This is a genomic window from Schauerella aestuarii (genome assembly GCF_009866805.1).
In the GTDB taxonomy this organism is placed as follows: domain Bacteria; phylum Pseudomonadota; class Gammaproteobacteria; order Burkholderiales; family Burkholderiaceae_B; genus Schauerella; species Schauerella aestuarii.
In genome coordinates, this window is sequence record NZ_SIZW01000039.1 from 286,509 (window position 1) to 313,023 (window position 26,515).

A 26,515-nucleotide genomic window follows, 5' to 3' on the forward strand; every position below is an offset into this window, starting at 1 on the left:
CCGTATATGGCTCGTACGTGGCATGCATGTGGCGCGCATATAGCGCGCATGTGGCTGGCCTGCGGCGGGGCACCCGCTGGCATGCGAAACGCCGCCCTCAGGCGGCGTTTTCACGAGGAACATTCGATCGCGGTTGCGGCAGACGGCTATTCGGTTGCCAGGAGTGCAACCGCAAGCTGCGGTGATCCCGTTGCCAAAATTGTCACGGTCGCTCCCGCAACTGGACTAGTCGCGTTTTGCGATCTCGGCGGCGTCCGCGTCGCTGCGACTGCGCGGTTTGATCATGCGCCCAAAGATCAGGCCCACTTCAAACAGCAGGCACAGCGGCACGGCCAGCATGAACTGGCTCACTACGTCCGGCGGGGTGACCACCGCGGCGATCACGAAGGCGCCCACGATCACGTAGCCGCGCGACGCCGCCAGCTTTTCAACCGTCACCAGCCCGGTGCGCACCAGCAGCACCACCACCACCGGCACTTCGAACGTGATGCCGAAGGCAAGGAACATCGTCATCACGAAGCTCAGGTACGCCTCGATATCCGGCGCGGGCGTGATCGACTGCGGCGCGAAGCTGGCGATGAAATGAAACACCGTCTTGAAGACGAAGAAATAGCAGAAGGCCATGCCTGCGATGAAGAGCAGCGTGCTCGACACGATCAACGGCATCGCGAGTTGCTTCTCGTGCTTGTACAGGCCAGGCGCCACAAAGGCCCAAGCCTGATACAGCACGATCGGTAACGCGACAATGAATGCCGCCATCATCGTGACCTTGACGGGCACCATGAATGGCGTGATCACGCCGGTCGCGATCATGCGCGTGCCTTGCGGCAGCGAGGCCAGCATGGGCTGCGCCAGCACGTCGTAGATCACCGACGCACCGGGATAGATGAACAGCACGACAAATACCGCCACGACGCTGCCTACGGCCCACATGAGCCGCAGACGCAGCTCGATCAGGTGCGACATGAAGCTGTCTTGCTGGCCTTCTTCTTGTGTGTCTTGCGCGCTCACGATGCCGCTCCGCCGGTGGAGGGCGCCTTCGCATCGGATGCGGCGCCTGTGTCGACAGGCTTGGCCGTCGCGGTGTCGTGGGCGGGGGCTTCGATGGGCGGCATGGCGGCGGTGGGCGACACGCTCGGTGCAGGCGCGCTGTCAGCCTTGGAGGGCGCGGGCATGTGCGGCCCGGCGTTGTTCTGGGCAGGCACGGGTGCCGGATTGGCCGGTTCGGGGGAGACTGGGTTGCCACTGGATGCGGCAACCGGTGCTTTGGCCGGCTCGGATGCGAGCGGATCGGGCGTGGCGACCGAGGCGTGCGTAGCGTTGTTCGACAACGCATCGGGCGCGGTCGTGCCGTCACCCTTCACCGCCGAAGCGGCGTCGCGCGCCGTGGCATCCAGTTCGCTGCGCAGATCGGTGCCGGACTTGCGAATGGACGCTTCGGTATCGCGCAACGACGTATTGACCGTTTGCGCGGCGTCTTCCATTTCGGTCTTGAACTTGCGCAACTCGTCGAGCTCGATCTCGCGCTTGATATCGCCTTTGACGTCGCTGACGTAACGCTGGGCACGCCCAAGCAAATGGCCCACGGTGCGGGCGACCTTGGGCAAACGTTCCGGACCGATGACGATCAGCGCAATCACGCCGATCACCATCAGTTCGGTGAAACTGACATCAAACATGCGACGGCCGTATGAAGAAGGTAGGAAACGAACGACGGGCGCCGCCGCGCAGGCATGCGCCCCTCAAACTCACGATTTGTTCTTTTCGCGGGCCTGGACGTCGATCGTGTCGTCGGCGACGCGCTGATGCGTGACCGGATCGTGCTTTGCGTCGGCATCGCTATTGGCTTCGCGCATGCCGTCCTTGAAACCCTTGACCGCGCCACCGAGATCGCCGCCTACATTACGCAGCTTTTTGGTGCCGAAAATCAGCGCCACGATCACCAGAACGATCAACCAATGCCAAATGCTGAAACTACCCATGACGGTTCTCCGTGAATATCATGCGTGGGAGCCGCGACGTTTTACTCTAAAACGCGGACCGCCGTTACGGTGGAATTACCAAACATTCTACTCTCGCCACCGGTGTGAGGCCGGTGGGTGCTTTCCCGACCTGGATACGCGATCTCAGTCGGGTGTTCTGCGGGCTTTTTCTTCGAGTCCGGAGAGTCCTTCGCGGCGTGCCAGCTCGGCCAGTACCGCTTCGGGCCGCAGATTGTAGTGAGTCAATGCTACGAGACAATGAAACCACAAATCGGCGGTTTCACTGATGATGCGTTCCGGCACGCCATCTTTGGCGGCCATCACGAGTTCGGTGCTTTCTTCGCCGATCTTCTTCAAGAAAGCATCCGGACCCTTGGCGAGCAGTTTGGCCACATAAGAGGTGGCCGGGTCGCCGCCCTGGTCGGGACGGCGCGTGGCCAGGGTGTCGGCAACGCGCTTCAGGATATCGTCGCCGTGGGGGCTCAACGTGCTCATTTGTAGATCAGTTCCGGGTCTTTCAGGACGGGATCGGTGGTTTTCCAGACGGCGTTGTCGCTCTGGCCGTCGAGACTGCGGAAAAAGCAGCTCGCACGTCCCGTGTGACATGCAATCCCGCCGATTTGTTCCACTTTCAGCAGAATGACGTCGCCGTCGCAGTCCAGGCGGATGTCGTGCACTTGCTGGACGTGGCCCGATTCTTCGCCCTTGCGCCACAAACGCTTGCGCGAACGCGACCAGTACACCGCGCGGCCGGTCGACGCGGTTTCTTCCAGGGCGTCGCGGTTCATCCAGGCCACCATCAGGATCTGACCGTTGCCGGCATCCTGTGCGATGGCGGGGATCAGGCCGTCGGCGTCGAAGACGACCTCGGCGATCCAGGGTTGGGAGCTCGACATATCAATCCATCCTTACCGAAATGCCGCGCTCGGCCATGAACGCTTTGGCTTCGCGCACGGTGTGGGTGCCGTAGTGAAAAATGCTGGCGGCCAACACGGCGCTGGCGCGCCCGGTGGTCACGCCTTCTGCCAGATGCTCGAGCCCGCCGACACCACCCGAGGCGATGACCGGAACCGGCACGGCGTCAGAAACGGCGCGCGTGAGCGCCAGATCGAAGCCCGACTTGGTGCCGTCGCGATCCATGCTGGTGAGCAGGATTTCACCGGCGCCATAGGCGGCCATGCGGCGCGCCCACGCCACGGCGTCGATGCCGGTGGCCTTGCGCCCGCCATGGGTAAACACTTCCCAGTGATCGGGCTCGCCCGGCTTGGATGTGCGGCGGGCGTCGATCGCGACCACGATGCACTGCGAGCCGTGATAGTCGGCCGCGGCGCGCACGAGTTCGGGATTGGCCACCGCAGCGCTATTGATGCTGATCTTGTCGGCGCCGGCGTTGAGCAGCCGTTGGATATCGGACACCTGGCGCACGCCACCCCCCACCGTCAGCGGGATGAAGATCTGCGAGGCGACGGCTTCGATGATCGGGAGGATCAGGTCGCGGCCATCGCTGGTGGCCGTGATGTCCAGAAACGTCAGCTCGTCGGCGCCTTGCTCGTTGTACTTGCGCGCGATCTCGATCGGATCGCCGGCATCGACGAGATTGACGAAATTGACGCCCTTGACGACGCGCCCGGCCGTGACGTCCAGGCAGGGGATGATGCGGCGGGTGAGGGCGCCGGACGCGGCGGCGCTGACCGCCGGTGCGGAGCCGGTCATGATTGGGTCAGCTCGTCGGCGCGCGTTTGCGCGGCCGCGAAATCGAGCGTGCCTTCGTAGATGCTGCGGCCCAGGATCGCGCCTTCGATGCCTTCTTCCGCCACGGCGCACAGCGCTTCGATGTCCTGCATGCCGGCGATACCGCCCGAGGCGTAGATGGGGATGCGCACATGCTGCGCGAGTTTCACCGTGGCTTCGACGTTCACGCCCGACAGCATGCCATCGCGGCCGATGTCGGTGTAGATGATGCCTTCGCAGCCGTAGTCTTCGAACTTGCTGGCCAGATCGAGCACGTCGTGGCGGGTGAGCTTGCTCCAGCCGTCAGTCGCGACTTTGCCGTCGCGTGCGTCCAGGCCGACGATGATGCTGCCGGGAAACGCGCCGCAGGCATCGTGCAGAAAGCCAGGGTTCTTCACGGCGGCCGTGCCGATGATGACGTAGGTGATGCCGCTGTCCAGATAGCGCTCGATGGTGTCGAGGTCGCGGATACCGCCGCCGATCTGCACGGGGATGTCGTCACCCACGGCGTCGACGATGGCGCGAATCTGCGCTTCGTTCTTGGGCTTGCCGGCCACGGCACCGTTCAGGTCGACCAGATGCAATCGGCGGGCGCCGCGCTCGAGCCAGAGCGAGGCCATCGCGGCAGGGTCTTCGGAGAACACCGTGGCATCTTCCAGGTCACCCTGGCGCAAGCGAACGCAACGTCCGTCTTTGAGGTCGATGGCGGGGATCAGCAGCATGGTCAATAGCAGAGATGAAGAGGAGAAAAGGGAGATGCCGGTCGAGCGGAAATGCTCAGGCCGGCTGCCAGTCTACAAAATTACGGTACAGGCGCAAACCGTGGTCGGCGCTTTTCTCGGGATGGAACTGGACGGCGAAGATATTGTCGGCCGCGACCGCGCAGGTAAACAGATAACCGTAATCCGATTCGCCCACCGTGAGGGCAGGATCGGCGGGGGCGGCGTAGTAGCTGTGCACGAAGTAGAAGTGCGTATTGTCTGGAATGCCTTCCCACAGCGGATGGGCGCGGGTTTGGCGCACGCGGTTCCAGCCCATGTGCGGCACTTTCAGGCGTTCGTCCACGGCGTCGGGTGCGCCGGCGCCGGCGGCCAGCGTCGCATCGTCGGCAAGCAGCCGGGAGGCGAATTGCGGGCCGTCGAAGCGCCGCACCACGCCCGGAAAAATGCTGAGGCAGGCGGTATCGCCTTCCTCGCTGGCGTCGAACAGCATTTGTTCGCCTACGCACACGCCGAGCAGCGGCTTGTTGCGCGCGGCTTGCGTCACGGCATCGCGCAGGCCCGATTCGTTGAGCGTGCGCATGCAATCGGCCATGGCACCTTGTCCGGGAAAGACTACGCGGTCGGCCGCGAGGATGCCTTCGGGATCATTGCAGATTTGAATGTCGGCATCGGGCGCGGCGGCGCGCAGCGCGCGGGCCACCGAGTGAAAGTTGCCCATGCCGTAGTCGACGATGGCAATCGAATTGCTCACAGCACACCCTTGGTCGACGGGATGACGCCTTCGCTGCGCGAGTCGAATTCGACCGCCATGCGCAGGGCGCGGCCACAGGCCTTGAACACCGTTTCGCACTGGTGATGGGCGTTGATGCCGCGCAGGTTGTCGATGTGCATGGTGATGCCGGCGTGATTGACCAGACCCTGGAAAAACTCGCGGGTGAGGTCGACGTCGAACGTACCGATGCGGGCACGGGTGAACGGCACGTGAAATTCCAGCCCGGGGCGGCCCGAGAAATCGATGACCACGCGCGACAGCGCTTCGTCCAGCGGCACGTAGGCGTGACCGTAGCGGCGCAGCCCGGCCTTGTTTCCGACGGCCTGTGCGATGGCCTGGCCCAACGTAATGCCGACGTCTTCCACCGTGTGGTGATCGTCGATATGCAGGTCGCCCACCGCCTTGATGTCCAGATCGATCAAGCCGTGACGGGCAATCTGATCCAGCATGTGATCCAGGAACGGGACGCCGGTGTCGATCTGTTGACGGCCGGTGCCGTCGAGGTTGATCGCGACGCGAATCTGGGTCTCGTTGGTGTTGCGGGTAATTTCTGCGGTACGCATGTCAGGCTTTCAGGAGGTCTTTCAGGGCCGCCAGCAGGGCGGCATTTTCGTCAGGGGTGCCGATCGATATACGCAGGCAATCGGCAAGAAGCGGATGCGAATGCTCGAAGTTTCGCACAAGTATGCGACGCGCTTTCAAGCTGCGGTGGATCGTATTGCCATCCAGTGTGCCGGAAAAGCGCACCAGAAGAAAGTTGCCGGCCGACGGATACACGGTGGTGCCGGGCAGGGCGGCGAGCGCCTCGGCCAGCGGCGCGCGGTCGGCGCGCAACTGGGCGGCCTGGGCGTCGAGCACCGCTTTGTGCGAGAGCACCACCTGCAGCACAGCTTGCGTAAGCACGCCGATGTTGTAGGGCGGGCGGATCTTGTCGAACGCGCCGATCCAGGCCGCGTCGCCGGCCACATAACCGAAACGCAAGCCTGCCAGCCCGATCTTGGACACCGTGCGCATGACGACGACGTTGTCGAAGTCGAGCACCTGCGGCATCCAGGTGTGATCGGTAAAGGGTTGGTAGGCTTCGTCGATCACGACCAGTCCCGGGGCGGCCGCGATGATGGCGGCCACGTCGTCGGGCGCCCAGCTGCCACCGGTAGGATTGTTGGGCATGGCCAGAAACACCACCTTGGGGCGGTGTGTGGCGATCGCGTCCAGCATGGCCGGCAGATCGAGCGTGAGATCGGCCGTCAACGGCACGCCAACATAGCGCGCGTGATCGAAACGCGCGGCCATCTCGAAATACACGAACGAGGGCGCCGGCGACAGCACCACATCGCCCGGCTCGCAGCAGGCCTGCACGATCAGATGAATCAGTTCGTCCGAGCCATTGCCGCACATCACGCTGGCGGCGTCGGGAATGCCGAAGGCCGTGCGCAATTGGGCATGCAGCGCGGTCAGATCGCCGCCGGGGTAGCGGTTGAGCGCCGCGTCGCGAGCGGCCTGCGCGATCTCGTCGCGCACATGATCCGGCAGCGGATACGGGCACTCCATCGCGTCGAGCTTGATCGCATCCAGGGCATGCCCCACCGGGTAGGCGGTCATGGCCTGGATGTCGGCGCGGATCGTGGCGGCGACCTGCGTCGCGCGCGCGGCGGTCATGGCTTGTCGAGCCGGAATTCGGCGCTGGCCGCGTGCGCTTGCAGGCCTTCGCCGTAAGCGAGTTCGGCGGCGATGCGGCCCAACGTCTGCGCGCCGGCCTGCGATACCTGAATCAGGCTCGAGCGCTTCTGGAAGTCGTACACGCCCAGCGGCGACGAGAACCGGGCCGTACGCGAGGTGGGCAGCACGTGGTTCGGGCCGGCACAGTAATCGCCCAGAGCCTCGGAGCTGAAGCGGCCCATGAAGATGGCGCCGGCGTGACGAATGCGCGCCGCCCACACCTCGGGTGCTTCGGTGGAGATCTCCAGGTGCTCGGGGGCGATGTGGTTGGCGATATCGCAGGCTTCCTGCAGATCGCGCACCAGGATCAAGGCGCCACGGTTGGCCAGGCTCACGCGCAGGATATCGGCGCGCGGCATCGTGGGCAGCAGCCGTTCGATGGCGGCACGGACGTCTTCGAGGAAGCCGGCATCCGGGCACAGCAGGATGGATTGCGCCAGTTCGTCGTGCTCGGCCTGCGAGAACAGATCCATCGCGATCCAGTCGGCCGGTGTTTTGCCGTCGCAGATGATCAGGATTTCGCTGGGGCCGGCAATCATGTCGATGCCCACGGTGCCGAATACGCGGCGCTTCGCAGCAGCCACATAGGCGTTCCCGGGGCCGACAATCTTGTCCACCGCCGCAAGGGTTTCGGTGCCGTACGCCAGAGCGCCCACGGCTTGCGCGCCGCCCACGGCAAATACGCGGTCCACGCCCGCAATGGCGGCGGCGGCCAGCACGATGGGATTACGCGTGCCGTCGGGCGTGGGGGTAACCATGATCAGCTCGGCCACGCCGGCCACTTTGGCGGGAATGGCGTTCATCAGCACGGATGACGGGTAGGCGGCCTTGCCGCCCGGCACATACAGGCCCACGCGATCCAGCGGCGTGATCTGCTGGCCGAGCATCGTGCCGTCGGCTTCGGTGTAGGTCCAGGTCTCGCTGCGCTGGCGCTCGTGATAAATGCGCACGCGTTCGGCGGCGGCTTCGAGCGCGTTGCGTTGCGCCGTGGGCAGGGCCGCAAGCGCGGCATGCCAGTCGGCACGCGGAATTTCGAGGTCGTCGATGCTTGCGGCCGTCATGCGGTCGAAGCGGTTGGTGTATTCGATCAGCGCGGCGTTGCCGCGGCGACGCACGTCGGCCAGGATGTCGGCTGCGGCGCGGTCGATGGACTCGTCCTGCTCGGCTTCGAAAGCCAGCAAGCGGGACAGTTGGGACGCGAAGTCGGCATCGCGCGAGTCGAGACGTTGGATCAGATCCATGATGTCGGCAGGAATCAGGCGCTGGCGCGCGCGAAGGCGTCCAGCAGGGGTTGCAGGCGGGCGCCTCGGGTCTTGAGGGCGGCCTGATTGACGATGAGGCGGGACGAGATCGGCATGATGTCCTCGACCGCCACAAGATTGTTGGCGCGCAGCGTGTTGCCCGTGGAGACCAGATCGACGATGGCGTCGGCCAGGCCCACGAGCGGCGCGAGCTCCATCGACCCATACAGCTTGATCAGATCGACGTGCACGCCCTTGGCGGCAAAGTGCTCACGTGCGGCTTGCACATACTTGGTGGCCACGCGCAGGCGGGCGCCCTGGTGCACGGCGGCGCGGTAGTCGAAGCCCTCGCGCACCGCGACCGCCAGGCGGCACTTGGCGATATTGAGGTCGATCGGCTGATACAAGCCGCCGGGATGTTCGGCACTGTGTTCGATCAGCACGTCCTTGCCGGCGATGCCCAGATCGGCCGCGCCGTACTGCACGTACGTGGGCACGTCGGACGCCCGCACGATGATCAGGCGCAGGCCGGGATCGGTCGTGGGCAGGATCAACTTGCGCGATTGCTCGGGATTTTCCGGCACTTCGATGCCGGCGGCCGCCAATAGCGGCAGCGTTTCTTCGAAGATCCGGCCTTTGGACAGCGCCAGCGTCAGCGGCTTTTGCGCAGCCTGTTCAGGGGTCTGGGTCATGCGGCCTCCGTCTGCGCCACGCGTTGAATGTTCGCGCCCAGGGCGCTGAGTTTGACTTCCATGCGCTCGTAGCCGCGATCCAGGTGATAGATGCGTTCGACCACGGTGTCGCCTTCGGCGGCCAGGCCGGCGATGATCAGGCTGGCCGACGCGCGCAGGTCGGTGGCCATCACGGTCGCGCCCGACAGCCGGGGCACGCCGGTAACCACCGCCGTGTGGCCGTCGATCTCGATCCTGGCACCCAGGCGTTGCAGTTCCTGCACGTGCATGTAGCGGTTTTCGAAAATGTTCTCGACGATCACGGCCGTGCCTTCAGCCACGGCGTTGAGCGCCATGACTTGCGCCTGCATATCGGTGGCGAAGCCCGGATATTCGCGGGTACGGAAACCCACGGCGCGCGGGCGGCCTTGCATGGCGCCGCGAATCCAGTCGTCGCCGCATTCGATGGTCAGGCCGGCTTCGATGAGCTTGTCGAGCGTGGCGCCCATGTGGCCGGGGTTGACGTTGCGCAACATGATGTCGCCGCCAGTGGCACCCACGGCGCAGAGGAACGTGCCGGCTTCGATCCGGTCGGGAATCACGCGGTGCGTGGCGCCGTGCAGGCGTTCGACGCCTTCGATCACGATGCGGTCGGTGCCGTGGCCGGTGATCTTTGCACCCATCTTGATCAGTAATTCGGCCAGATCGACGATCTCGGGCTCGCTGGCAGCGTTTTCAAGCACCGTGCGGCCTTCGGCCAGCGTGGCCGCCATCAACAGATTCTCTGTGCCGGTTACGGTCACCATGTCGGTGCGTACCGAGGCGCCCTTCAAACGCTTGGCGCGCGCGATGACGAAACCGTGTTCGATCGTGATCTCGGCACCCAGCGCGGCCAGCCCCTTGATGTGCTGGTCGACGGGGCGTTGCCCGATGGCGCAGCCGCCCGGCAGACTTACGCGCGCTTCGCCGAAGCGTGCCAGCAGCGGGCCCAGCACCAGAATCGACGCGCGCATCGTCTTCACCAGATCGTATGGCGCTTCGAGGTTGTCGATCGACGGTGCGCTGATCTCGATCGTGCCGCAGGCGGCGCGCTCGGCGCGGGCGCCCATGCGGGTGAGCAGCTTGAGCGTGGTGCCGATATCGCGCAGTTCGGGCACGTTGGTGAGCGTGACGGTATCTGCCGTGAGCAAGCCGGCACACAGGATCGGCAAGGCCGCATTCTTGGCACCGGACACGGTCACTTCACCGCGCAGCGCATTGCCGCCGGTCAGGGTGAGCTTATCCATCAGCGGCCGGCCTCGTACTCCGCGGGCGTGAGGGTGCGCATCGACAGCGCATGGATTTCGGCCTTCATGCGATCGCCCAGCGCCGCGTACACCAATTGATGACGGGCGATCGAACGCTTGCCTTCGAAGGCCGGGCTGACGATGACGGCGTCGAAATGCGAACCGTCGCCCTGCACATCGATATGGTCGCAGGGCAGATGATCGGCAATGTACTGGCGGACTTGCTCGGGGGTGGGCAGCATGCGCGTCAGCTCCTCAATTTATAGCCGCTGGCCAAGAGGCGCAGCGTGGCGAAAGACAAAACGATGAAGACGGCGGTCACCACGGCGAGACTGCGCCAGGGCGACACATCGGAGACGGAAAAGAAGCCGTACCGGAAGCCGTCGATCGTGTAGAAAATGGGGTTGTAGTGCGACACCGCCTGCCAGAAGGCCGGCAGCGTGTGAATCGAATAGAACACGCCCGACAGGAACGTGGCCGGCATGATCAGGAAATTCTGAAACGCCGCCAACTGGTCGAATTTCTCGCTCCACAGGCCGGCCAGCAGGCCCAGCACAGCCATGATGCCGCACGACATGATGGCGAACGCGATGATCCAGCCCGGATGGGTGGGCGGCAGCGTCACGAAGAACAGCGCCACGGCCCACACGCACAGGCCCACGGCCAGCCCGCGCACCACGCCCGCCAGCACATAGGCGGCGAAGATTTCGCGGTGCGACAGCGGCGGCAGCAGCATGAACACCAGATTGCCGGTGATGCGGCTCTGGATGAGCGACGACGATGGATTGGAGAATGCGTTCTGCAGCATGCTCATCATCATCAAGCCCGGGATGAGGAACGAGGTGTAGGGCACCGAGCCGTACACCTGGACGCGATCCTGCAGCACCTGGGCGAAGATCATCAGATAGAGCAGCGCCGTGATGACGGGGGCGGCGATCGTCTGAAAACTCACCTTCCAGAAGCGCAGCAATTCCTTGCGCAGCAGCGTGGGAAAGCCCGAACCCATATCGGTGCGGGGCGCGACGATGGGACGATCGGCGGGAGCGAGGGGCGCTTTCACAGGGCCACCTCCGCCAGATCCGTTTCGTCGCGGCGCATGATGCGCACGAAGGCATCCTCGAGATCCGCACCGCCGAACTGATCCACCAGGCCCTGCGTGGTATCGAGCGCGACGATGCGGCCACGCTTGAGCATGGCAATGCGATTACAGAGTGCTTCGGCTTCTTCGAGATAGTGCGTGGTGAGCACGATGGTATGGCCCGCTTTATTCAGACGGGAAATGAATTCCCAGAGCGTGCGCCGCAGATCGACGTCCACGCCGGCGGTGGGTTCGTCGAGCACGATCACCGGGGGGCGATGCACGAGCGCCTGGGCGACCAGCACCCGGCGCTTCATGCCGCCGGACAGCGCGCGCATATTGGTATCGGCCTTGTCGGACAAGCCCAGATTGAACAGGATCTCGTCGATCCAGTCGTCATTCTTGCGCAGCCCAAAGTAGCCCGACTGGATGCGCAGCGTTTCGCGCACCGAGAAAAAGGGGTCGTACACGAGCTCCTGCGGCACCACGCCCAGCGAGCGGCGCGCCATCCGGTAGTCGGAGACGACGTCGTAGCCGCAGACGCTTGCAGTGCCCTTGGTGGCGGCCGCGAGGCCTGCCAGCACCGAAATCATCGTGGTCTTGCCGGCGCCGTTGGGGCCGAGCAAGCCGAAGAACTCCCCGTGTTCAACCGAGAGGCTGACATCGTTGAGCGCGGTGAATCCAGGGGCGGGACGTTTGCCCAAAATACTGCGCCAACCCACGGAGCGGGGGGCATAGGTTTTGGAGACGTGATCGAGACGGACGGCGGGAGACATAGGGCGGGGATGGGGGCCGCTCCGAGTCGGAGCGAATTGACGATTATAGAGCGCCGGCCAACCAAAGCCCTAACGTGGGGATGTGAAAGCGGCGGGACGCACGCGCCCGCCGCCGGACCGCATTACTGATTACGTTGATTCAGCGCGTTGATCAGACCGTCGACGCCGTTCTGATTGATCTGCTGCGCAAACTGGTTGCGGTAGTTCTCGATCAGCCAGATCCCTTCGACGTTGATGTCGTAGATCTTCCAGCCTTGCGCCGTCTTTTCCAGGCGGTAATCGACGCGCACCGGTTGGTCGTTGGGCTGCGAAATCGTCGAGCTGACGACCACATCCTTGGCGTTTGCGTCACCGCGGAACGGCAGCATGGCGATCTTCGTCTGCTGATTGACGCGGGTGAGCGCGCCGCTATAGGTGCGCACCAGCGTGCCGCGAAACGCCTGAGCCAGACGTTGCTGCTGGTCGGCCGAGGCCTGGCGCCAGTAGCGGCCGGCGGCCAGACGCGTCGTCTTCTCGAAATTGACGTACGGCAGGATGTGCTGGTCGACCGCCTGATTCACGCGGTTGAGGTCGCCCGAACGCAATTGTGCATCGGACTTCAGCACGTCGAGGGCTTCATTGGCGGCGTCCTGCACGAACTTGTCGGGCGCGCCATTGGGATCGGGCTTGGCTTGCGCCGTGGCCGCCAGGGCCAGACCGAGAAAGCCCAGGGCGCAAAAGCGCTTGATTTGCGAGAGTAATGTGAACTGCATATTGCGTTGACTCCTTAGCTTGGAAATAGCCGCGGTCACAATTATCGTGCCGCCGGCACCGGCGTCTTGGGTCCGCCCGTGGCAGGACCGGGCTGGCCGGGCACCGCGGGCGACTGTGCTTCGTCGTCCTCGATGGAGTAATCGGGCAGATTGCTGTCGGCCGGCGCATCGCGGCCGAGCACTTGCGCATTGCGACGCTGCAGATAAGCGTCGCGCACGAAGCTGTACGGGTCGAGCGCCGTGCGTTCGATGAGGTCGGTGGTGGGAATCAATGCGGCGCGCGTGTCGACCACTTGCAGGCCCCACAACGAGTTGCGCAGGCGGACGTTTTCGATGTGACCCACGCTGGCGATGTTGCCGGCGAAATCGCCGACGCGGCCGACGCCGTCACGCACGGTGCTGGGGCCGAGAATCGGCAGCACGACATAAGGACCCTGGCCGAAGCCCCACACACCCAGCGTTACGCCGAAGTCGTTGGGGATCTTGTTGGCGCCGGTGGTGGATGCAACGTCGAAGCACCCGCCCACACCCATCGTCGTATTGAACAGGAAACGGCCAAGGGTGTTGACGAAGTCGTGACCGCGGCCTTGCAGGAAACTGTTGGTGGCCGACCACAGATCGCCCACGTTGCTGAACATGTTGTTGATACAACTGCGCACGGGTTGCGGCGTCACGTAGTTGTACGCGCTCGCTACGGGACGCAGGATCACCGTGTCGACCGAATCGTTGAACGAGTAGACCTGGCGGTTGAAGCCTTCCCAAGGATCGCTGGGCGTGGGGTTCTGAGTGGCGGCGCAGCCGGCCAGCAGGCTTCCCGCAGCAATGCTAGCGGCCAGGCGAGTCAGGGAGGTCGTGTTCATGATTCTTATGAGCGTGAGAAGGGCGATCGGAGGGTCAGGGTGCTGCGGGCTTGGCCGCGCCTGCGGGAACAGGCGAAGCGGCCGGGGCCGGTGTGGCGGTCGCGGGCGCGGCGCCTGCCGGCGCTTGCGCGGCCGGATCCGACGTGCCCGTTCCTTGGTTTTCGGCCGTACCGTACAAGAATTTGCTGATCAAATTTTCGAGTACGACAGCACTCTGTGTATAGCGGATTTTGTCGCCTGCGGCAAAGTTTTCTTCTTCGCCGCCGGGCACGAGGCCGATGTACTGTTCGCCCAGCAAACCCGACGTCAGAATGGACGCCGAGGAATCCGTGGGGAATTTGTACTGTTCGTCCATATCCATCGTCACGACCGCCTGAAACATCTGGTTGTCAAACGAGATGTCTTTGACACGACCGATGGTCACGCCGCCGCTCTTGACTGCAGCCCGCGGTTTGAGGCCGCCGATGTTGTCGAAATTGGCGCTGATGGCGTACGTGGGTGCGAACGAAAAGGTGCTCAAGTTGCCGGCGCGCAGCGCCAGAAACACGATGGCGGCTGCGCCCAACAGGACGAACAACCCTACCCAGAAATCGGTTTTTTCACGAGACATGATGGATCCGTTTAATTCCCAAACATCAACGCGGTGAGCAGGAAGTCCAGGCCAAGGACGGCCAGGGAGCTCACCACGACGGTGCGCGTGGTTGCGCGAGCGACGCCTTCGGGCGTCGGTTTGGCCTGCCACCCTTCATAGAGTGCGACCAGGGTGACGGCAATGCCGAACACCACGCTTTTCAATACGCCATTGGCGACGTCGTCCCAGACGTCGACGCCATTTTGCATCTGCGACCAGAACGCGCCTTCATCCACGCCGATCATCTGCACGCCAACGATGTAGCCACCCAGGATGCCCACCATCGAAAACACAGCGGCCAGCACCGGCATGGCAATAAGACCCGCCCACAGGCGCGGCACCAGCACGCGGCGCATCGGATCGACGGCCATCACTTCCATGGCGGAAAGCTGCTCGCCCGCTTTCATCAGGCCGATCTCGGCCGTCAGCGACGTGCCGGCGCGACCGGCAAACAGCAGCGCGGTCACCACCGGGCCCAGCTCGCGTACCAGCGACAAGGCGACCAGCAGGCCAAGTGCCTCTTCCGAACCGTAGCGATTGAGCGTGTAGTAGCCCTGCAGGCCCAGCACAAAGCCGACGAACAGGCCGGACACCGCGATGATCAGCAGCGAATAGTTGCCGATGAAATGAATCTGCTGCGACACCAGACGCGGGCGCTTGAAGGCAATGCCCGAGCGAGCCAAGAGCGCAAAAAAGAAGCGGGTGAAGGTGCCGAGACCGGAAACGCTTTCGCGCACCCAGCCGCCCACGCGGGCAATGGCATGTACGGGTCCGCTCATGAACGGCGACCCTCCTGACGCGACAACCACTGCGTAAAGGCAGGAGTTTCTTGATATTGGAAGGCCACCGGACCGTCCGGCGCGCCGTCGAGAAACTGGCGCACGTAGGGATCGGTGGATGCGGTCAGATCGGCCGGCTTGCCCGACGCCGCGAGCTTGCCTTGACCCACGAGATACACCTGATCGGCGATCGCAAAGGACTCTTCGATATCGTGCGTGATCAGCACGGATGCGCAGCCCAGCCGATCGGACAGACTGCGGATGAGGCGTGCGGTGATGCCGAGCGAGATCGGATCGAGGCCGGCGAAGGGCTCGTCATACAAGATCAATTCGGGCTCGAGCACTACGGCGCGCGCCAGCGCGACACGCCGGGCCATACCGCCTGAAATCTCAGCGACGCGCAAATGCGCGGCAGCGCGCAGTCCCACGGCGTCCAGCGTATCGAGCACCTTGGCGGTGATCTCGCGTTCGCTCAACGTGGTGTGCTCACGGAGCGGAAACGCCACGTTTTCAAAGACGATCAGATCGGTGAAGAGTGCCCCCTGCTGAAACAGCACGCCCATGCGTTGCCGCAGATCGCGCAGTTGGACAGGGGTGGCGGCCGCGATGTCCTGGCCGAAGGCCTCGACCGTACCCGCTTGCGCCAGCAATTGGCCGGTGGCCGCGCGCAGCATGGTGGTCTTGCCCGAGCCCGAGCCACCCATCACCGCGACGACCTGACCGCGTGCGACCGTTATCGATACGTCCCGCAGCACGGTGAAGGCACCGTAGCCGAGCGAGACGTTGTCGAGCCGGAGGACGAGATCGGATGAGGGAGGCTGTCGAGGGGGCATAAGCACGCGCAAAGGCGCTAGTGTAACGTGCCCTCAAGCGAACCTATCTTCCGATAGGGAGTTATTGCAACGTGATGTTACCGGCCTTGATCACTTCGGCCCATTTCGCGGTCTCGGTCTTGATGAAGGCGCCGAAGTCTTCCGGGGTGCCGCCGCCGGCCTGACTGCCCGTGTCGGCAATGGCTTTGACCACTTCCGGGTCCTTGAGGATGGCGTTCAACTCGCTGTTGAGCTTGTCGATGATAGGACGCGGCGTTCCAGCAGGCGCCACAATCCCTTGCCAGTTATACGACTCGAATTGCGGCAATCCCGATTCGGCCATCGTCGGCACGTCCGGCAACACCGCCAGGCGCTTGGCGGAGGTGACGGCGATCGGATGAATCTTTTTGCCCTGAATGGCGGGCAAGGCGGAATAGCCCATCTCGAACATCATCGTGATGTGGCCGCCCATCAGATCGGTGGCCGCCAGACTGCCGCCTTTGTACGGCACGTGGACGATGTCGATGCCGGCTTGCTCGCGAAACATTTCGCCGGACAAATGATGTGCGCCGCCCACACCCGAAGATCCAAAGGTGAGCTTGCCGGGATCTTTCTTGGCCAGCGCGATCACGTCGGCCAGCGACTGCGCTTTCACCTCGTTGCCCACGCTCAATACCAGGGGGCTGTTTTCGATCAGGATGATCGGCGCCAGATCCTTGATCGGATCGTACGACATCGACGGCATCAGGCTGGGGTTGACCGCCATGGGCGCCAGATTGCCGGTGCCGATCGTGTAGCCATCGGGTGCGGCCTTGGCGATCAGGTTGGTACCCACCACACCGCCCGCGCCAGCCTTGTTTTCGATCACGACGGGCTGGCCGAGCGAATCACCCAGCTTGCGCGCCAGCAGCCGCACGCGCGTGTCGGCAAAGCCGCCTGCGGCGTACGGCACGATCAACGTAATCGGTTTGTTGGGCCACGGATCGGCGGCATGCGCGGGGGCGACGGCGAGCGCGGCGGTGAGGCCGGCCACGCTCAATGTGGCGGCCAGCGCGCGGCGCATCGGGGAGGGCAATACGGTCATGGTGTCTCTTCCTTATCCCTTGAGCGGGTAAAAAACCCTGAACGGGTAAAAACCAAAACGGCCGCAGCGAAAAGACGCTGCGGCCGGTAAAACGGCTGCGGGAGCCGACCCGCTGCGTGCGTCTGCCTTAACGCGGCAAATCGCTCGCGCCCATCAGATATTCGTCGACCGAACGTGCGCACTGACGGCCTTCACGGATCGCCCACACCACCAGCGATTGCCCGCGGCGCATGTCGCCGGCGGCAAACAAGCCGTCCACGCTCGTGCGGTAGTCGTCGGTATTGGCGCGCACGTTGCCGCGCGCATCGCGTTCGACGCCGAACGAATCGAGCACGTGCGCGGTGGGCGAAACGAAACCCATGGCCAGCAACACCAGATCGGCCTTGATCTCGAACTCGGAGCCTTCCACTTCGCGCATCTTCATCTGGCCGGTCGCGTCGTCCTTGAACCACTCGACGCGCGCGCCGATCAGCTTCTTGACCTTGCCATCGGCGCCCTCGAGCGACTTCGTGGTTACCGCCCAATCACGCTCGCAGCCTTCTTCATGAGAGGACGAGGTGCGCAGCTTGGCGGGCCAGTACGGCCATGTCATTTCCTTGTTTTCGCTCTCCGGCGGCTGCGGCATCAGTTCGAATTGCGTGACGGAGGCCGCGCCGTGGCGGTTGCTCGTGCCCACGCAATCGGAGCCCGTATCGCCACCGCCGATCACCACCACGTGCTTGCCCTTGGCCAGCGTCTGGTTGGTCAGGCGATCACCGGCGACGGCCTTGTTCTGCTGACGCAGGAAGTCCATCGCGTAGTAGACGCCATCGAGCTCGCGGCCGGGCACCGGCAGGTCGCGCGGCGTTTCGGAGCCGCCCGACATCACCACCGCGTCGAATTCGTCCATCAACGACGCCGGTGTGCGCACGGTCAGGCCATCGCTGCCTGCATCGCCGGGCTGGCCGATGTAGGTGGAGGGTTCGAACTCGACGCCCTCGGCTTCCATCTGCGAGATGCGGCGATCGATCTGCGTTTTCTCGAGCTTGAAGTCGGGGATGCCATAACGCAGCAGGCCGCCGATGCGATCGCTTTTCTCGAACAGCGTGACGGCGTGCCCGGCGCGCGCCAATTGCTGCGCGCAGGCCATGCCGGCCGGGCCTGAGCCGACCACGGCCACTTTCTTGCCCGTCTTTCGGGTGGGCACCTGGGGCAATACCCAGCCCTCGGCCCAGCCCTTGTCGATGATCGCGTGCTCGATCGACTTGATGCCGACCGCGTCGCTGTTGATGTTCAACGTACAGGCGGCTTCACACGGCGCCGGACAAATCCGGCCGGTGAACTCGGGGAAGTTGTTGGTCGAGTGCAGCACATCCAGCGCACGCTTCCACTCCTGCCGATAGACCAGATCGTTCCAGTCGGGAATGATGTTGTTGACCGGGCAGCCGTTGTTGCAAAACGGAATGCCGCAATCCATGCAGCGTGCGGCCTGCTGCTTGGACTCGTCGTCGGTCAGGTGCAGCACGAATTCGCGCCAGTTCTTCAAGCGTTTCTGCGGGGCCTCGGCGGCCTCCTTCAGACGCTTGTGCTCGAGAAATCCGGTAATTTTGCCCATGTTCTCAGTCCTCAGGCGGCGATTTTCTGCGGATTGGCCGCACGCCACATTTCACCCAACGCGCGACGGTATTCCGTCGGCATCACCTTGACGAATTTGCCGCGCGCCGTTTCCCAGTCGCCCAGGATTTCCCGCGCCCGGAAGCTGCCGGTGTAGCGGAAATGATCTTCGATCAAGCGGTACAGAATGGCCTCGTCGGTCTCGCGTTCGCCGCCGCGTTGCGCGCTGTGCCAGCCCTCGCGATTGTCTTGCGACTCCTGCTCGGTGCGCGGCGCCACGCCTTCGAGTTCAACCATTGCCAGGTTGCAGTTGTGACGCATCTGGCGCTCGGGATCCCACACGTAAGCCACGCCGCCGGACATGCCGGCTGCGAAGTTGCGGCCCGTGGCGCCCAGCACGACTACCGTGCCGCCCGTCATGTATTCGCAGCCGTGGTCGCCCGTGCCTTCGACGACGGTGGCCGCCCCCGAGTTGCGCACGGCGAAGCGTTCACCGGCGACGCCGTTGAAGAACGCCTCACCCGACAACGCACCGTACAACACCGTATTGCCGGCGATGATGTGCTCCGGGCCGAAGCCGCGGAAGTCGTTGGGCGAGCGCACGATGATGCGGCCGCCCGACAGGCCCTTGCCGACGTAATCGTTGCCTTCGCCCACCAGATCCAGCGTGATGCCGTGCGCGAGGAACGCGCCGAAGCTCTGGCCGGCCGTGCCGTTCAACTGGATGTGAATCGTGTCGTCGGGCAAACCATCGTGGCCGTAACGCTGCGCCACCGCGCCCGACAGCATGCCGCCGACCGTCCGGTTGCGGTTGCGCACGGGCGTGATGAACGACACTTTTTCGCCGCGCTCGATCGCCGGCTTGCAGCGTTCGATCAGTTGCAGATCCAGTGCATTGGCCAGGCCATGATCCTGCGTTTCGACCTGACGCACCGGCGTGTCGGATTCGGCTTGGTAGAACACGCGCGAGAAGTCCAGACCGCTCGCCTTCCAGTGCTCGATGCTCTGGCGGGTGTCGAGCAGGTCCGCGCGGCCGATGAGGTCGTCGAACTTGCGAATGCCCAGTTGCGCCATGATTTCGCGCACTTCTTCGGCAATGAAGAAGAAGTAATTGACCACGTGCTCGGGCTTGCCCTGGAATTTCTTGCGCAAGATGGGATCTTGCGTGGCCACGCCCACGGGGCAGGTGTTCAGGTGGCATTTGCGCATCATGATGCACCCTTCGACGACCAGCGGCGCGGTCGCGAAACCGAACTCGTCGGCCCCCAGCAGGGCGCCGATCACCACGTCGCGACCGGTCTTCATCTGGCCGTCGGCCTGCACGCGGATGCGGCTGCGCAGGCGGTTGAGCACCAATGTTTGCTGCGTTTCGGCCAGGCCCAGTTCCCAAGGCGTGCCCACGTGCTTGATGGACGACACCGGCGATGCACCCGTGCCGCCGTCGTGCCCAGCGATCACGACGTGATCCGCCTTGGCCTTGGCCACCCCGGCGGCCACGGTGCCCACGCCCACTTCGGACACGAGCTTGACCGAGATCGAGGCGCGGCTATTGACGTTCTTCAGGTCGTGAATGAGCTGTGCCAGATCTTCGATGGAATAGATGTCGTGGTGCGGCGGCGGCGAAATCAGACCCACGCCCGGCACCGAATAACGCAGCTTGGCGATATAGTCGGTGACCTTGTGGCCGGGCAACTGACCACCTTCGCCAGGTTTGGCGCCTTGTGCCATCTTGATCTGGATCTGATCGGCGCTGGTGAGGTATTCGGCGGAGACGCCGAACCGGCCCGACGCGACCTGCTTGATCTTGGAGCGCATCGAGTCGCCCGCCATCAGCGGCACGTCGGCCTCGATGCGGTCGCTACCCAGCACGGAGGCGAGCGTATCGCCATCCTTGATGGTGCTCTTGCCTTCGCGCATTTCATCGCGGTAGCGTGCTTCGTCCTCGCCGCCTTCGCCCGTATTGGACTTGCCGCCGATGCGGTTCATGGCCACGGCCAGTACCGAGTGCGCTTCGGTCGAGATCGAGCCCAACGACATCGCGCCGGTGGCAAAACGCTTGACGATATCCTTGGCCGACTCGACCTCATCCAGCGGAATGGCGCGGGTGGGATCGAATTTGAACTCGAACAGACCGCGCAGCGTCATGTGACGGCGGCTTTGGTCGTTGATGAGCTGGGCGTACTCTTTATAGGTACGGTAGTTGTTGGCGCGCGTGGCGTGCTGCAACTTCGCGATCGAGTCGGGCGTCCACATGTGCTCTTCGCCGCGCACGCGGAAGGCATACTCGCCGCCCGCGTCCAGATCGTTGGCCAGCACGGGGTCGGCACTGAAGGCGGCGCGATGCGCACGCAGCGCTTCTTCGGCCACCTGGAAGATGTCGATGCCTTCGATATTGGTCGAGGTGCCGGTGAAGTACTTGTCGATCAGTGCGCTTTGCAGGCCCACCGCTTCGAAGATCTGCGCGCCGGTATAGGACATGTAGGTCGAGATGCCCATTTTGGACATGACCTTGTTCAGGCCCTTGCCGACCGCCTTGATGTAGTTCTTGACCGCCTTCTCGGGGTCGGCCATCTCGGCCAGCGACTGCAAGGCGAGGTAGGGGTGGATGGCTTCGGCGCCGAAACCGCCGAGCAGGGCGAAGTGGTGCACTTCGCGGGCCGAGCCGGTCTCGACGATCAGGCCGGTATTGGTGCGCAGGCCGGCGCGGATCAGGTGCTGGTGCACGGCTGAGGTGGCCAAAAGCGCCGGAATCGCCACACGCTCGCTGTCGATCAGGCGATCGGACACGATCAGGATGTTGTAGCCGCTTTGTACCGCGTCGACTGCGCGCGAGCACAGGGCAGCCACATGCGCTTCGATGCCTTCCGAGCCCCAGGCGGCGGGGTAGGTGATATCGAGTTCGTGGCTGCGGAATTTATAGCTCGTGACCTGTTCGATGTCGCGGATTTGCGCCATGGCGGCCACGTCCAGCACCGGTTGCGCGACTTCCAGGCGCAGCGGCGGGTTGACGTTGTTGATGTCCAGCAGGTTGGGCTTGGGGCCGATGAACGACACCAGCGACATGACCATCTGCTCGCGGATCGGATCGATCGGCGGGTTGGTCACCTGTGCAAACATTTGGCGGAAGTAGTTATAGAAAGGCTTCGGACGATTGGACAGCACGGCCAGCGGCGCGTCGTTGCCCATCGAGCCGATCACTTCTTCGCCCGACTGCGCCATCGGTTCGAGGATGAATTTGTAGTCTTCCTGCGTCCAGCCGAAGGCCTGCTGGCGATCCAGCAGCGATACGCTCGAGCGCGTGGGGTCGGGCGCTTGCGACTTGGGGGCCGGCAGGCTTTCGAGTTTGATGCGCAGACGCTCGATCCATTGGCGGTACGGGCGGGTATTCGCCAACTGCGCCTTGATATCGGCATCTTCGATAATGCGGCCGAGTTCCAGGTCGATCAGGAACATCTTGCCCGGCTGCAGACGCCACTTCTTCACGATGCGATGCTCGGGCACGCTGAGCGTGCCGGCTTCCGACGCCATGATGACGAGGTCGTCGTCGGTGATGAGGTAGCGGGCGGGGCGCAAGCCGTTGCGATCCAGCGTGGCACCGATCTGGCGGCCATCGGTAAAGGCGACGGCGGCCGGGCCGTCCCACGGCTCCATCATGGCGGCGTGATACTCATAGAACGCCCGGCGGCTTTCGTCCATCTGCGCATGCTGTTCCCAGGCTTCGGGAATCATCATCATCATGGCGTGGGCCAGCGAATAGCCGGAGTTCACAAGCAATTCGAGGCAGTTGTCGAACGTTGCCGTATCGGACTGGCCCTCATAGACGATCGGGTACAGCTTTTTGAGGTCGTCGCCCAGCACGGCCGACTGCATCATGCCTTCTCGGGCGCGCAGCCAGTTGAAGTTGCCCTTCACCGTGTTGATTTCGCCGTTGTGGGCGATCATGCGATACGGGTGGGCGAGCGGCCAGGCCGGGAACGTGTTGGTCGAAAAGCGTTGATGCACCAGGGCCACGGCGCTGATCGTGCGCGTATCGGCCAGGTCGCGGTAGTAGCGGCCCACCTGGTCGGCCAGCAGCAGGCCCTTGTAGACCACGGTGCGCACGGACGCTGAAGGCACGAAGTATTCCTTGCCATGCGCAAGCTTCATCGCCTGGATGGCGTGGCTGGCCGTTTTGCGGATGACGTAAAGCTTGCGCTCCAGCGCATCCGGCACCATCACGTCGGCGCCGCGGCCAATGAACAGCTGGCGAATCACGGGCTCGCAGTCGCGTACGGTGGGCGACATCGGCATATCGCGGTCGACCGGCACATCGCGCCAGCCGAGCACCACCTGGCCTTCGGCGCGCACGGCGCGTTCAAGCTCCTGCTCGCACGCCAGGCGCGAGGCGGTTTCCTTGGGCAGAAACACCATTGCCACGCCGTATTCGCCGGGCGGCGGCAGGCGCACGTCCTGCGCGGTCATTTCTTCGCGATAGAGGGCGTCGGGAATCTGGATCAGGATGCCTGCACCGTCGCCCATCAGCTTGTCGGCGCCCACGGCGCCCCGATGGTCGAGGTTCTCGAGGATTTTCAAGCCTTGTTGAACGATCGCGTGCGTCTTGCGGCCCTTGATGTGGGCGACGAAGCCCACGCCGCAGCCATCGTGTTCGTTCTTCGGGTGGTAAAGCCCTTGCGCGCGCGGCGCCAGACCGATGCGCGTGGCATCGATGGGGGCGGCAACAACAGGACTACAGGAATCTTTGGACATAGCGATCTCCGCTGGGCGGGGTACGGGAATGGTGCAGTGCAGGGGGCAACGATAATCCCAGCTTTCCCCCTGCGCAAGAACAATAAAAGGGGTGCGACCCTAATTTAATATTCGGTCTGCACCTGAGAATATTAATAGGGACGCATCATTCAAGGCATTGTCGCTGAAGGGGTTTCCCTGACAGCGGCTCGACGCCAGTCTCGCTCTGGTGTGGCAGAGCGTCGACGACACAAGCGATAGCTGGAAGCGCAAATGGCCAACGGCTACGGCAAACGGCAAACGGCAAACGGCAGGCGCCAAGCGATAAGCCACTAAAACCGGCAATTGGTGCGACAAGCGACAGGTGAGTGGCAGGCGTCCGCTCCAAGCGAACCGCGATCGAAGGCGTTGATGGAAATTGCTTTCAGACCTTCAGACCTTCAGACCTTCAGACCTTCAGACCTTCAAACCTTCAGACCTTCAAACCTTCAGGCCGCCGGCAGATCGATGGGTGGCTTCTTGGGCGGGCGGCCGCGTCGGCCAGGGGCGACGCGGCGGCTGGCCACATGAGAAAGGCTGTCGATGAAGGACGCGCCGCCAAGGGCCCATTGACCGAGCACGGCCTGATCGATGCGTGCGAGATCGCTGCGGGACAGGCCTTCGGCCAGGCGACGGCGATAATTGGCCTGGCGATCGAAAGGCGTATTGCCGCACGCCCAATAGTCGGCGTGGTCGGCCAGCCAGTGCGAAGCACTGTGCAGACCACCGGTGTGTCCGGCCGCCGATGACCAGGGCCAGTTTTCTGGATCGTGGGGCGGTTGCGCACGCGCAGGATAGGTTTCGAGCCAGACCAGCGCAGGCAATACCCAGGTGCCGGGTTCGATCAAAGCCGAACGATAACGCCCGGCAAACACGCGCCCGCTGCGCAGCCGGGCAGCGAGATTGCGCCCCAACGTCTGCATCAGGCGCGGCAAGCCGTCTTCATCGGTGGGCGTGGCGAGCAGCAAGATGCGATCGGTGGCGAGCAGCCAGCCATGCACGGCCACCTTGTGCTTGGCACCGGCCTCGCCCAACCAGCCCATCAGGGGGTTGAGAATATCCGCCGGTGTGGGTTGCGACGCCGTGGCCAACGGATGCACAAAATTGGCTTGAACCAATTGCGGGAGTCCTGGGGCATAGAGGCGTGGCAGGCGTGCCATGATGGGTGTGGGCTGAGAGTGCTGACGGCTTGAGCCGTGACGGCGCAGGTTAACATTGAGCGTAATGTTACTGCTGTATTTTCCATCTCGGACAGTGGTAAGAACCCCCCCATTTGCAGGAGACCCTCATGAAAACCAAAGCTGCTATCGCTTGGAAGGCCGGCGCGCCCCTCACGATCGAGGACGTCGAGCTTGAAGGTCCCAAGGCGGGCGAAGTTCTGCTCGAAATCAAGGCCACAGGCGTTTGCCACACCGATTACTACACGCTGTCCGGCGCGGACCCGGAAGGTATTTTTCCGTCGATCCTGGGCCATGAAGGCGCCGGTGTCGTGCTCGAAACCGGACCCGGCGTCTCGTCGCTGAAGGCCGGCGACCACGTCATTCCGCTCTATACCCCCGAGTGCCGCCAGTGCAAATTCTGCCTCTCGCGCAAAACCAATTTGTGCCAGGCGATCCGCACCACGCAGGGCAAGGGTCTGATGCCCGACGGCACGTCGCGCTTCAAGGTGGGCGGCAAGTCCGTCCATCACTACATGGGCACGTCCACCTTCTCGAACCACATCGTGGTGCCCGAGATCGCGCTGGCCAAGATCCGCGACGACGCACCCTTCGACAAGGTCTGCTACATCGGCTGCGGCGTGACCACCGGCGTGGGCGCCGTGGTGTATTCGGCTCAAGTAGAGGCGGGGGCCAACGTGGTCGTTTTCGGCCTGGGCGGGATCGGTCTGAACGTGATCCAGGGCGCCAAGATGGTGGGTGCAGACAAGATCATCGGTGTCGATCTCAATCCGGAACGTGAAGCGCTCGCCCGCAAGTTCGGCATGACGCACTTCATCAACCCGAAAGAAGTCGAAAACGTGGTCGACCACATCGTGCAATTGACCGACGGCGGTGCCGACTATTCGTTCGAATGCATCGGCAACACCAAGGTGATGCGTCAGGCGCTCGAGTGCTGCCACAAGGGATGGGGCGAGTGCTACATCATCGGTGTGGCGGCAGCCGGCGAAGAAATCGCGACGCGCCCGTTTCAGCTGGTCACCGGCCGTCAATGGAAGGGCTCGGCTTTCGGCGGCGCTCGCGGCCGCACCGATGTACCGAAGATCGTCGACTGGTACATGGAAGGCAAGCTCAACATCGACGACCTCATCACGCACACACTCAAGCTGGAAGACATCAACCGCGGCTTCGACCTGATGAAGAGCGGCGAATCCATCCGTTCGGTCGTGGTGTTTTGATGGCGGCGAAGCTTGAACAATTGAGCGCTCACCGCTGTCATGGCGGCTGGCAGCGCTTCTATCGTCATGATTCGGCCGAGATCGGACTGCCGATGCGGTTTTCGGTGTTCGTGCCGCCGCAAGCGGCCCATGGACCAGTGCCGGCCCTGATCTATCTGGCCGGGCTTACCTGCACCGAGGAGACTTTCGCGACCAAGGCCGGCGCGCAGCGGCTGGCCGCCGAGCTCGGGATCATGCTGATTGCGCCCGATACCAGCCCGCGCGGCGCCGGCGTGCCCGGGGAAGACGAGGCGTGGGATTTCGGCACCGGCGCGGGGTTTTACCTCGACGCCACCAAGGATCCCTGGAAGCAGCACTATCGGATGTTCAGCTACATCACCGACGAGTTGCACGCCCTTGTGTGCGGCACCCTCGGCGCCGATCCCGCCCGAATCGGCATTTTCGGACACTCGATGGGTGGCCACGGCGCGTTGACGCTGGCCTTGCGCACGAACGGCCAGTACCGGTCGGTGTCGGCGTTTGCGCCAATCGCGGCACCCAGCCAGTGTCCGTGGGGCGAAAAGGCGTTCGGCGGCTATCTCGGCGATGATCGTGCCGCATGGGCACGGTACGACGCGACGGCCCTGATCGAAAAGGCGGGGAAAGCGGTGTATCCCGACGGCATCCTGATCGACCAGGGTGAAGCCGACCAATTCCTGCCTACACAACTGCATCCGGACGCCTTTGCGGCCGCTTGTTCTGCCGCCGGCCAGCCGCTCACACTGCGCCGTCATGCCGATTACGACCACGGCTACTACTTCATCTCCACGTTCATGGATGATCACATCCGCTTTCATGCGGAGCGTCTTGGCGTAAACGGCTGACCTA

Annotated in this window: 27 protein-coding genes; 2 read left to right on the top strand and 25 right to left on the bottom strand. The window is 63.7% G+C overall.

What is annotated here, in order from left to right; genetic code table 11:
• Positions 1–225: 225 nt before the first annotated feature.
• The 25 genes from tatC to EYW45_RS04495 all read right to left on the bottom strand — a co-directional run bounded on the left by tatC (position 226) and on the right by EYW45_RS04495 (position 24,413).
• Entirely contained in the window at positions 226–966 is a 741-nt protein-coding gene (tatC, locus tag EYW45_RS04375; RefSeq protein WP_161134593.1) for a twin-arginine translocase subunit TatC, read from the bottom strand.
• A gap of 41 nt (positions 967–1,007) precedes the next feature.
• Positions 1,008–1,679, bottom strand: a complete 672-nt coding sequence (gene tatB / locus EYW45_RS24995; protein ID WP_161134144.1) for a Sec-independent protein translocase protein TatB — start codon at positions 1,677–1,679, stop codon at positions 1,008–1,010.
• Between the two features lie 69 nt (positions 1,680–1,748).
• Positions 1,749–1,982 carry a Sec-independent protein translocase subunit TatA gene (gene tatA / locus EYW45_RS04385; protein ID WP_161134145.1) on the bottom strand — a complete coding sequence of 78 codons (234 nt, stop codon included), beginning with the start codon at positions 1,980–1,982 and terminating at the stop codon, positions 1,749–1,751.
• 144 nt (positions 1,983–2,126) lie between these two features.
• Complete coding sequence (locus tag EYW45_RS04390; RefSeq protein ID WP_161134146.1) at positions 2,127–2,477, bottom strand: phosphoribosyl-ATP diphosphatase; 351 nt, start codon at positions 2,475–2,477, stop codon at positions 2,127–2,129.
• Entirely contained in the window at positions 2,474–2,878 is a 405-nt protein-coding gene (hisI, locus tag EYW45_RS04395; protein WP_161134147.1) for a phosphoribosyl-AMP cyclohydrolase, read from the bottom strand. Before hisI ends, EYW45_RS04390 begins: the two co-directional genes overlap by 4 nt.
• 1 nt (position 2,879) lies before the next feature.
• On the bottom strand, positions 2,880–3,695 hold the full coding sequence (gene hisF / locus EYW45_RS04400; protein WP_161134148.1) for an imidazole glycerol phosphate synthase subunit HisF: 816 nt from the start codon (positions 3,693–3,695) through the stop codon (positions 2,880–2,882).
• Positions 3,692–4,435, bottom strand: coding sequence for a 1-(5-phosphoribosyl)-5-[(5-phosphoribosylamino)methylideneamino]imidazole-4-carboxamide isomerase (gene hisA, locus EYW45_RS04405; RefSeq protein ID WP_161134149.1), 744 nt, complete (start codon positions 4,433–4,435; stop codon positions 3,692–3,694). Before hisA ends, hisF begins: the two co-directional genes overlap by 4 nt.
• 55 nt (positions 4,436–4,490) lie before the next feature.
• Positions 4,491–5,153, bottom strand: a complete 663-nt coding sequence (gene hisH / locus EYW45_RS04410) for an imidazole glycerol phosphate synthase subunit HisH (protein WP_235938909.1) — start codon at positions 5,151–5,153, stop codon at positions 4,491–4,493.
• Between the two features lie 29 nt (positions 5,154–5,182).
• Complete coding sequence (hisB, locus tag EYW45_RS04415) at positions 5,183–5,770, bottom strand: imidazoleglycerol-phosphate dehydratase HisB (RefSeq protein ID WP_161134151.1); 588 nt, start codon at positions 5,768–5,770, stop codon at positions 5,183–5,185.
• 1 nt (position 5,771) lies between these two features.
• Positions 5,772–6,866, bottom strand: coding sequence for a histidinol-phosphate transaminase (gene hisC / locus EYW45_RS04420; RefSeq protein ID WP_161134152.1), 1,095 nt, complete (start codon positions 6,864–6,866; stop codon positions 5,772–5,774).
• Positions 6,863–8,167: a histidinol dehydrogenase gene (gene hisD, locus EYW45_RS04425; protein ID WP_161134153.1), complete on the bottom strand. Its 1,305-nt coding sequence runs from the start codon at positions 8,165–8,167 to the stop codon at positions 6,863–6,865. The genes hisC and hisD overlap by 4 nt, the downstream gene beginning before the upstream one ends.
• A gap of 14 nt (positions 8,168–8,181) precedes the next feature.
• Positions 8,182–8,859, bottom strand: coding sequence for an ATP phosphoribosyltransferase (gene hisG / locus EYW45_RS04430; RefSeq protein ID WP_161134154.1), 678 nt, complete (start codon positions 8,857–8,859; stop codon positions 8,182–8,184).
• A complete protein-coding gene (gene murA, locus EYW45_RS04435; RefSeq protein ID WP_161134155.1) occupies positions 8,856–10,124 on the bottom strand; it encodes a UDP-N-acetylglucosamine 1-carboxyvinyltransferase in 1,269 nt (422 codons plus the stop codon). The genes hisG and murA overlap by 4 nt, the downstream gene beginning before the upstream one ends.
• Positions 10,124–10,366 (bottom strand): BolA family protein, encoded by a 243-nt coding sequence (locus tag EYW45_RS04440; RefSeq protein ID WP_161134156.1) that lies wholly within the window; start codon positions 10,364–10,366, stop codon positions 10,124–10,126. The genes murA and EYW45_RS04440 overlap by 1 nt, the downstream gene beginning before the upstream one ends.
• 5 nt (positions 10,367–10,371) lie before the next feature.
• Complete coding sequence (locus EYW45_RS04445; protein ID WP_161134594.1) at positions 10,372–11,130, bottom strand: ABC transporter permease; 759 nt, start codon at positions 11,128–11,130, stop codon at positions 10,372–10,374.
• A 50-nt stretch (positions 11,131–11,180) separates the two neighbouring features.
• A complete protein-coding gene (locus EYW45_RS04450; RefSeq protein WP_161134157.1) occupies positions 11,181–11,978 on the bottom strand; it encodes an ABC transporter ATP-binding protein in 798 nt (265 codons plus the stop codon).
• A 122-nt stretch (positions 11,979–12,100) separates the two neighbouring features.
• The gene (locus tag EYW45_RS04455) at positions 12,101–12,730 is read right to left on the bottom strand and encodes an MlaC/ttg2D family ABC transporter substrate-binding protein (protein ID WP_161134158.1); all 630 of its coding nucleotides are present in this window, start codon (positions 12,728–12,730) and stop codon (positions 12,101–12,103) included.
• A gap of 41 nt (positions 12,731–12,771) precedes the next feature.
• Positions 12,772–13,590: an MlaA family lipoprotein gene (locus EYW45_RS04460; protein WP_161134159.1), complete on the bottom strand. Its 819-nt coding sequence runs from the start codon at positions 13,588–13,590 to the stop codon at positions 12,772–12,774.
• A 34-nt stretch (positions 13,591–13,624) separates the two neighbouring features.
• Positions 13,625–14,200 carry an outer membrane lipid asymmetry maintenance protein MlaD gene (mlaD, locus tag EYW45_RS04465; protein ID WP_161134160.1) on the bottom strand — a complete coding sequence of 192 codons (576 nt, stop codon included), beginning with the start codon at positions 14,198–14,200 and terminating at the stop codon, positions 13,625–13,627.
• An 11-nt stretch (positions 14,201–14,211) separates the two neighbouring features.
• A complete protein-coding gene (mlaE, locus tag EYW45_RS04470; RefSeq protein ID WP_161134161.1) occupies positions 14,212–15,000 on the bottom strand; it encodes a lipid asymmetry maintenance ABC transporter permease subunit MlaE in 789 nt (262 codons plus the stop codon).
• On the bottom strand, positions 14,997–15,833 hold the full coding sequence (locus tag EYW45_RS04475) for an ABC transporter ATP-binding protein (RefSeq protein ID WP_161134162.1): 837 nt from the start codon (positions 15,831–15,833) through the stop codon (positions 14,997–14,999). The genes mlaE and EYW45_RS04475 overlap by 4 nt, the downstream gene beginning before the upstream one ends.
• Before the next feature lie 61 nt (positions 15,834–15,894).
• Complete coding sequence (locus EYW45_RS04480) at positions 15,895–16,896, bottom strand: Bug family tripartite tricarboxylate transporter substrate binding protein (protein WP_407924897.1); 1,002 nt, start codon at positions 16,894–16,896, stop codon at positions 15,895–15,897.
• 127 nt (positions 16,897–17,023) lie between these two features.
• Entirely contained in the window at positions 17,024–18,490 is a 1,467-nt protein-coding gene (locus EYW45_RS04485) for a glutamate synthase subunit beta (protein WP_161134163.1), read from the bottom strand.
• A gap of 11 nt (positions 18,491–18,501) precedes the next feature.
• Positions 18,502–23,235, bottom strand: a complete 4,734-nt coding sequence (locus tag EYW45_RS04490) for a glutamate synthase-related protein (RefSeq protein WP_161134164.1) — start codon at positions 23,233–23,235, stop codon at positions 18,502–18,504.
• Positions 23,236–23,702: 467 nt separating this feature from the next.
• On the bottom strand, positions 23,703–24,413 hold the full coding sequence (locus EYW45_RS04495) for a hypothetical protein (RefSeq protein WP_161134165.1): 711 nt from the start codon (positions 24,411–24,413) through the stop codon (positions 23,703–23,705).
• Between the two features lie 128 nt (positions 24,414–24,541).
• Here EYW45_RS04495 and EYW45_RS04500 point away from each other — a divergent pair, with 128 nt between their 5' ends.
• Together EYW45_RS04500 and fghA are read left to right on the top strand one after the other, a co-directional pair.
• Positions 24,542–25,648: an S-(hydroxymethyl)glutathione dehydrogenase/class III alcohol dehydrogenase gene (locus EYW45_RS04500; RefSeq protein WP_161134166.1), complete on the top strand. Its 1,107-nt coding sequence runs from the start codon at positions 24,542–24,544 to the stop codon at positions 25,646–25,648.
• The gene (gene fghA, locus EYW45_RS04505) at positions 25,648–26,511 is read left to right on the top strand and encodes an S-formylglutathione hydrolase (protein ID WP_161134167.1); all 864 of its coding nucleotides are present in this window, start codon (positions 25,648–25,650) and stop codon (positions 26,509–26,511) included. Before EYW45_RS04500 ends, fghA begins: the two co-directional genes overlap by 1 nt.
• Positions 26,512–26,515: the final 4 nt, after the last annotated feature.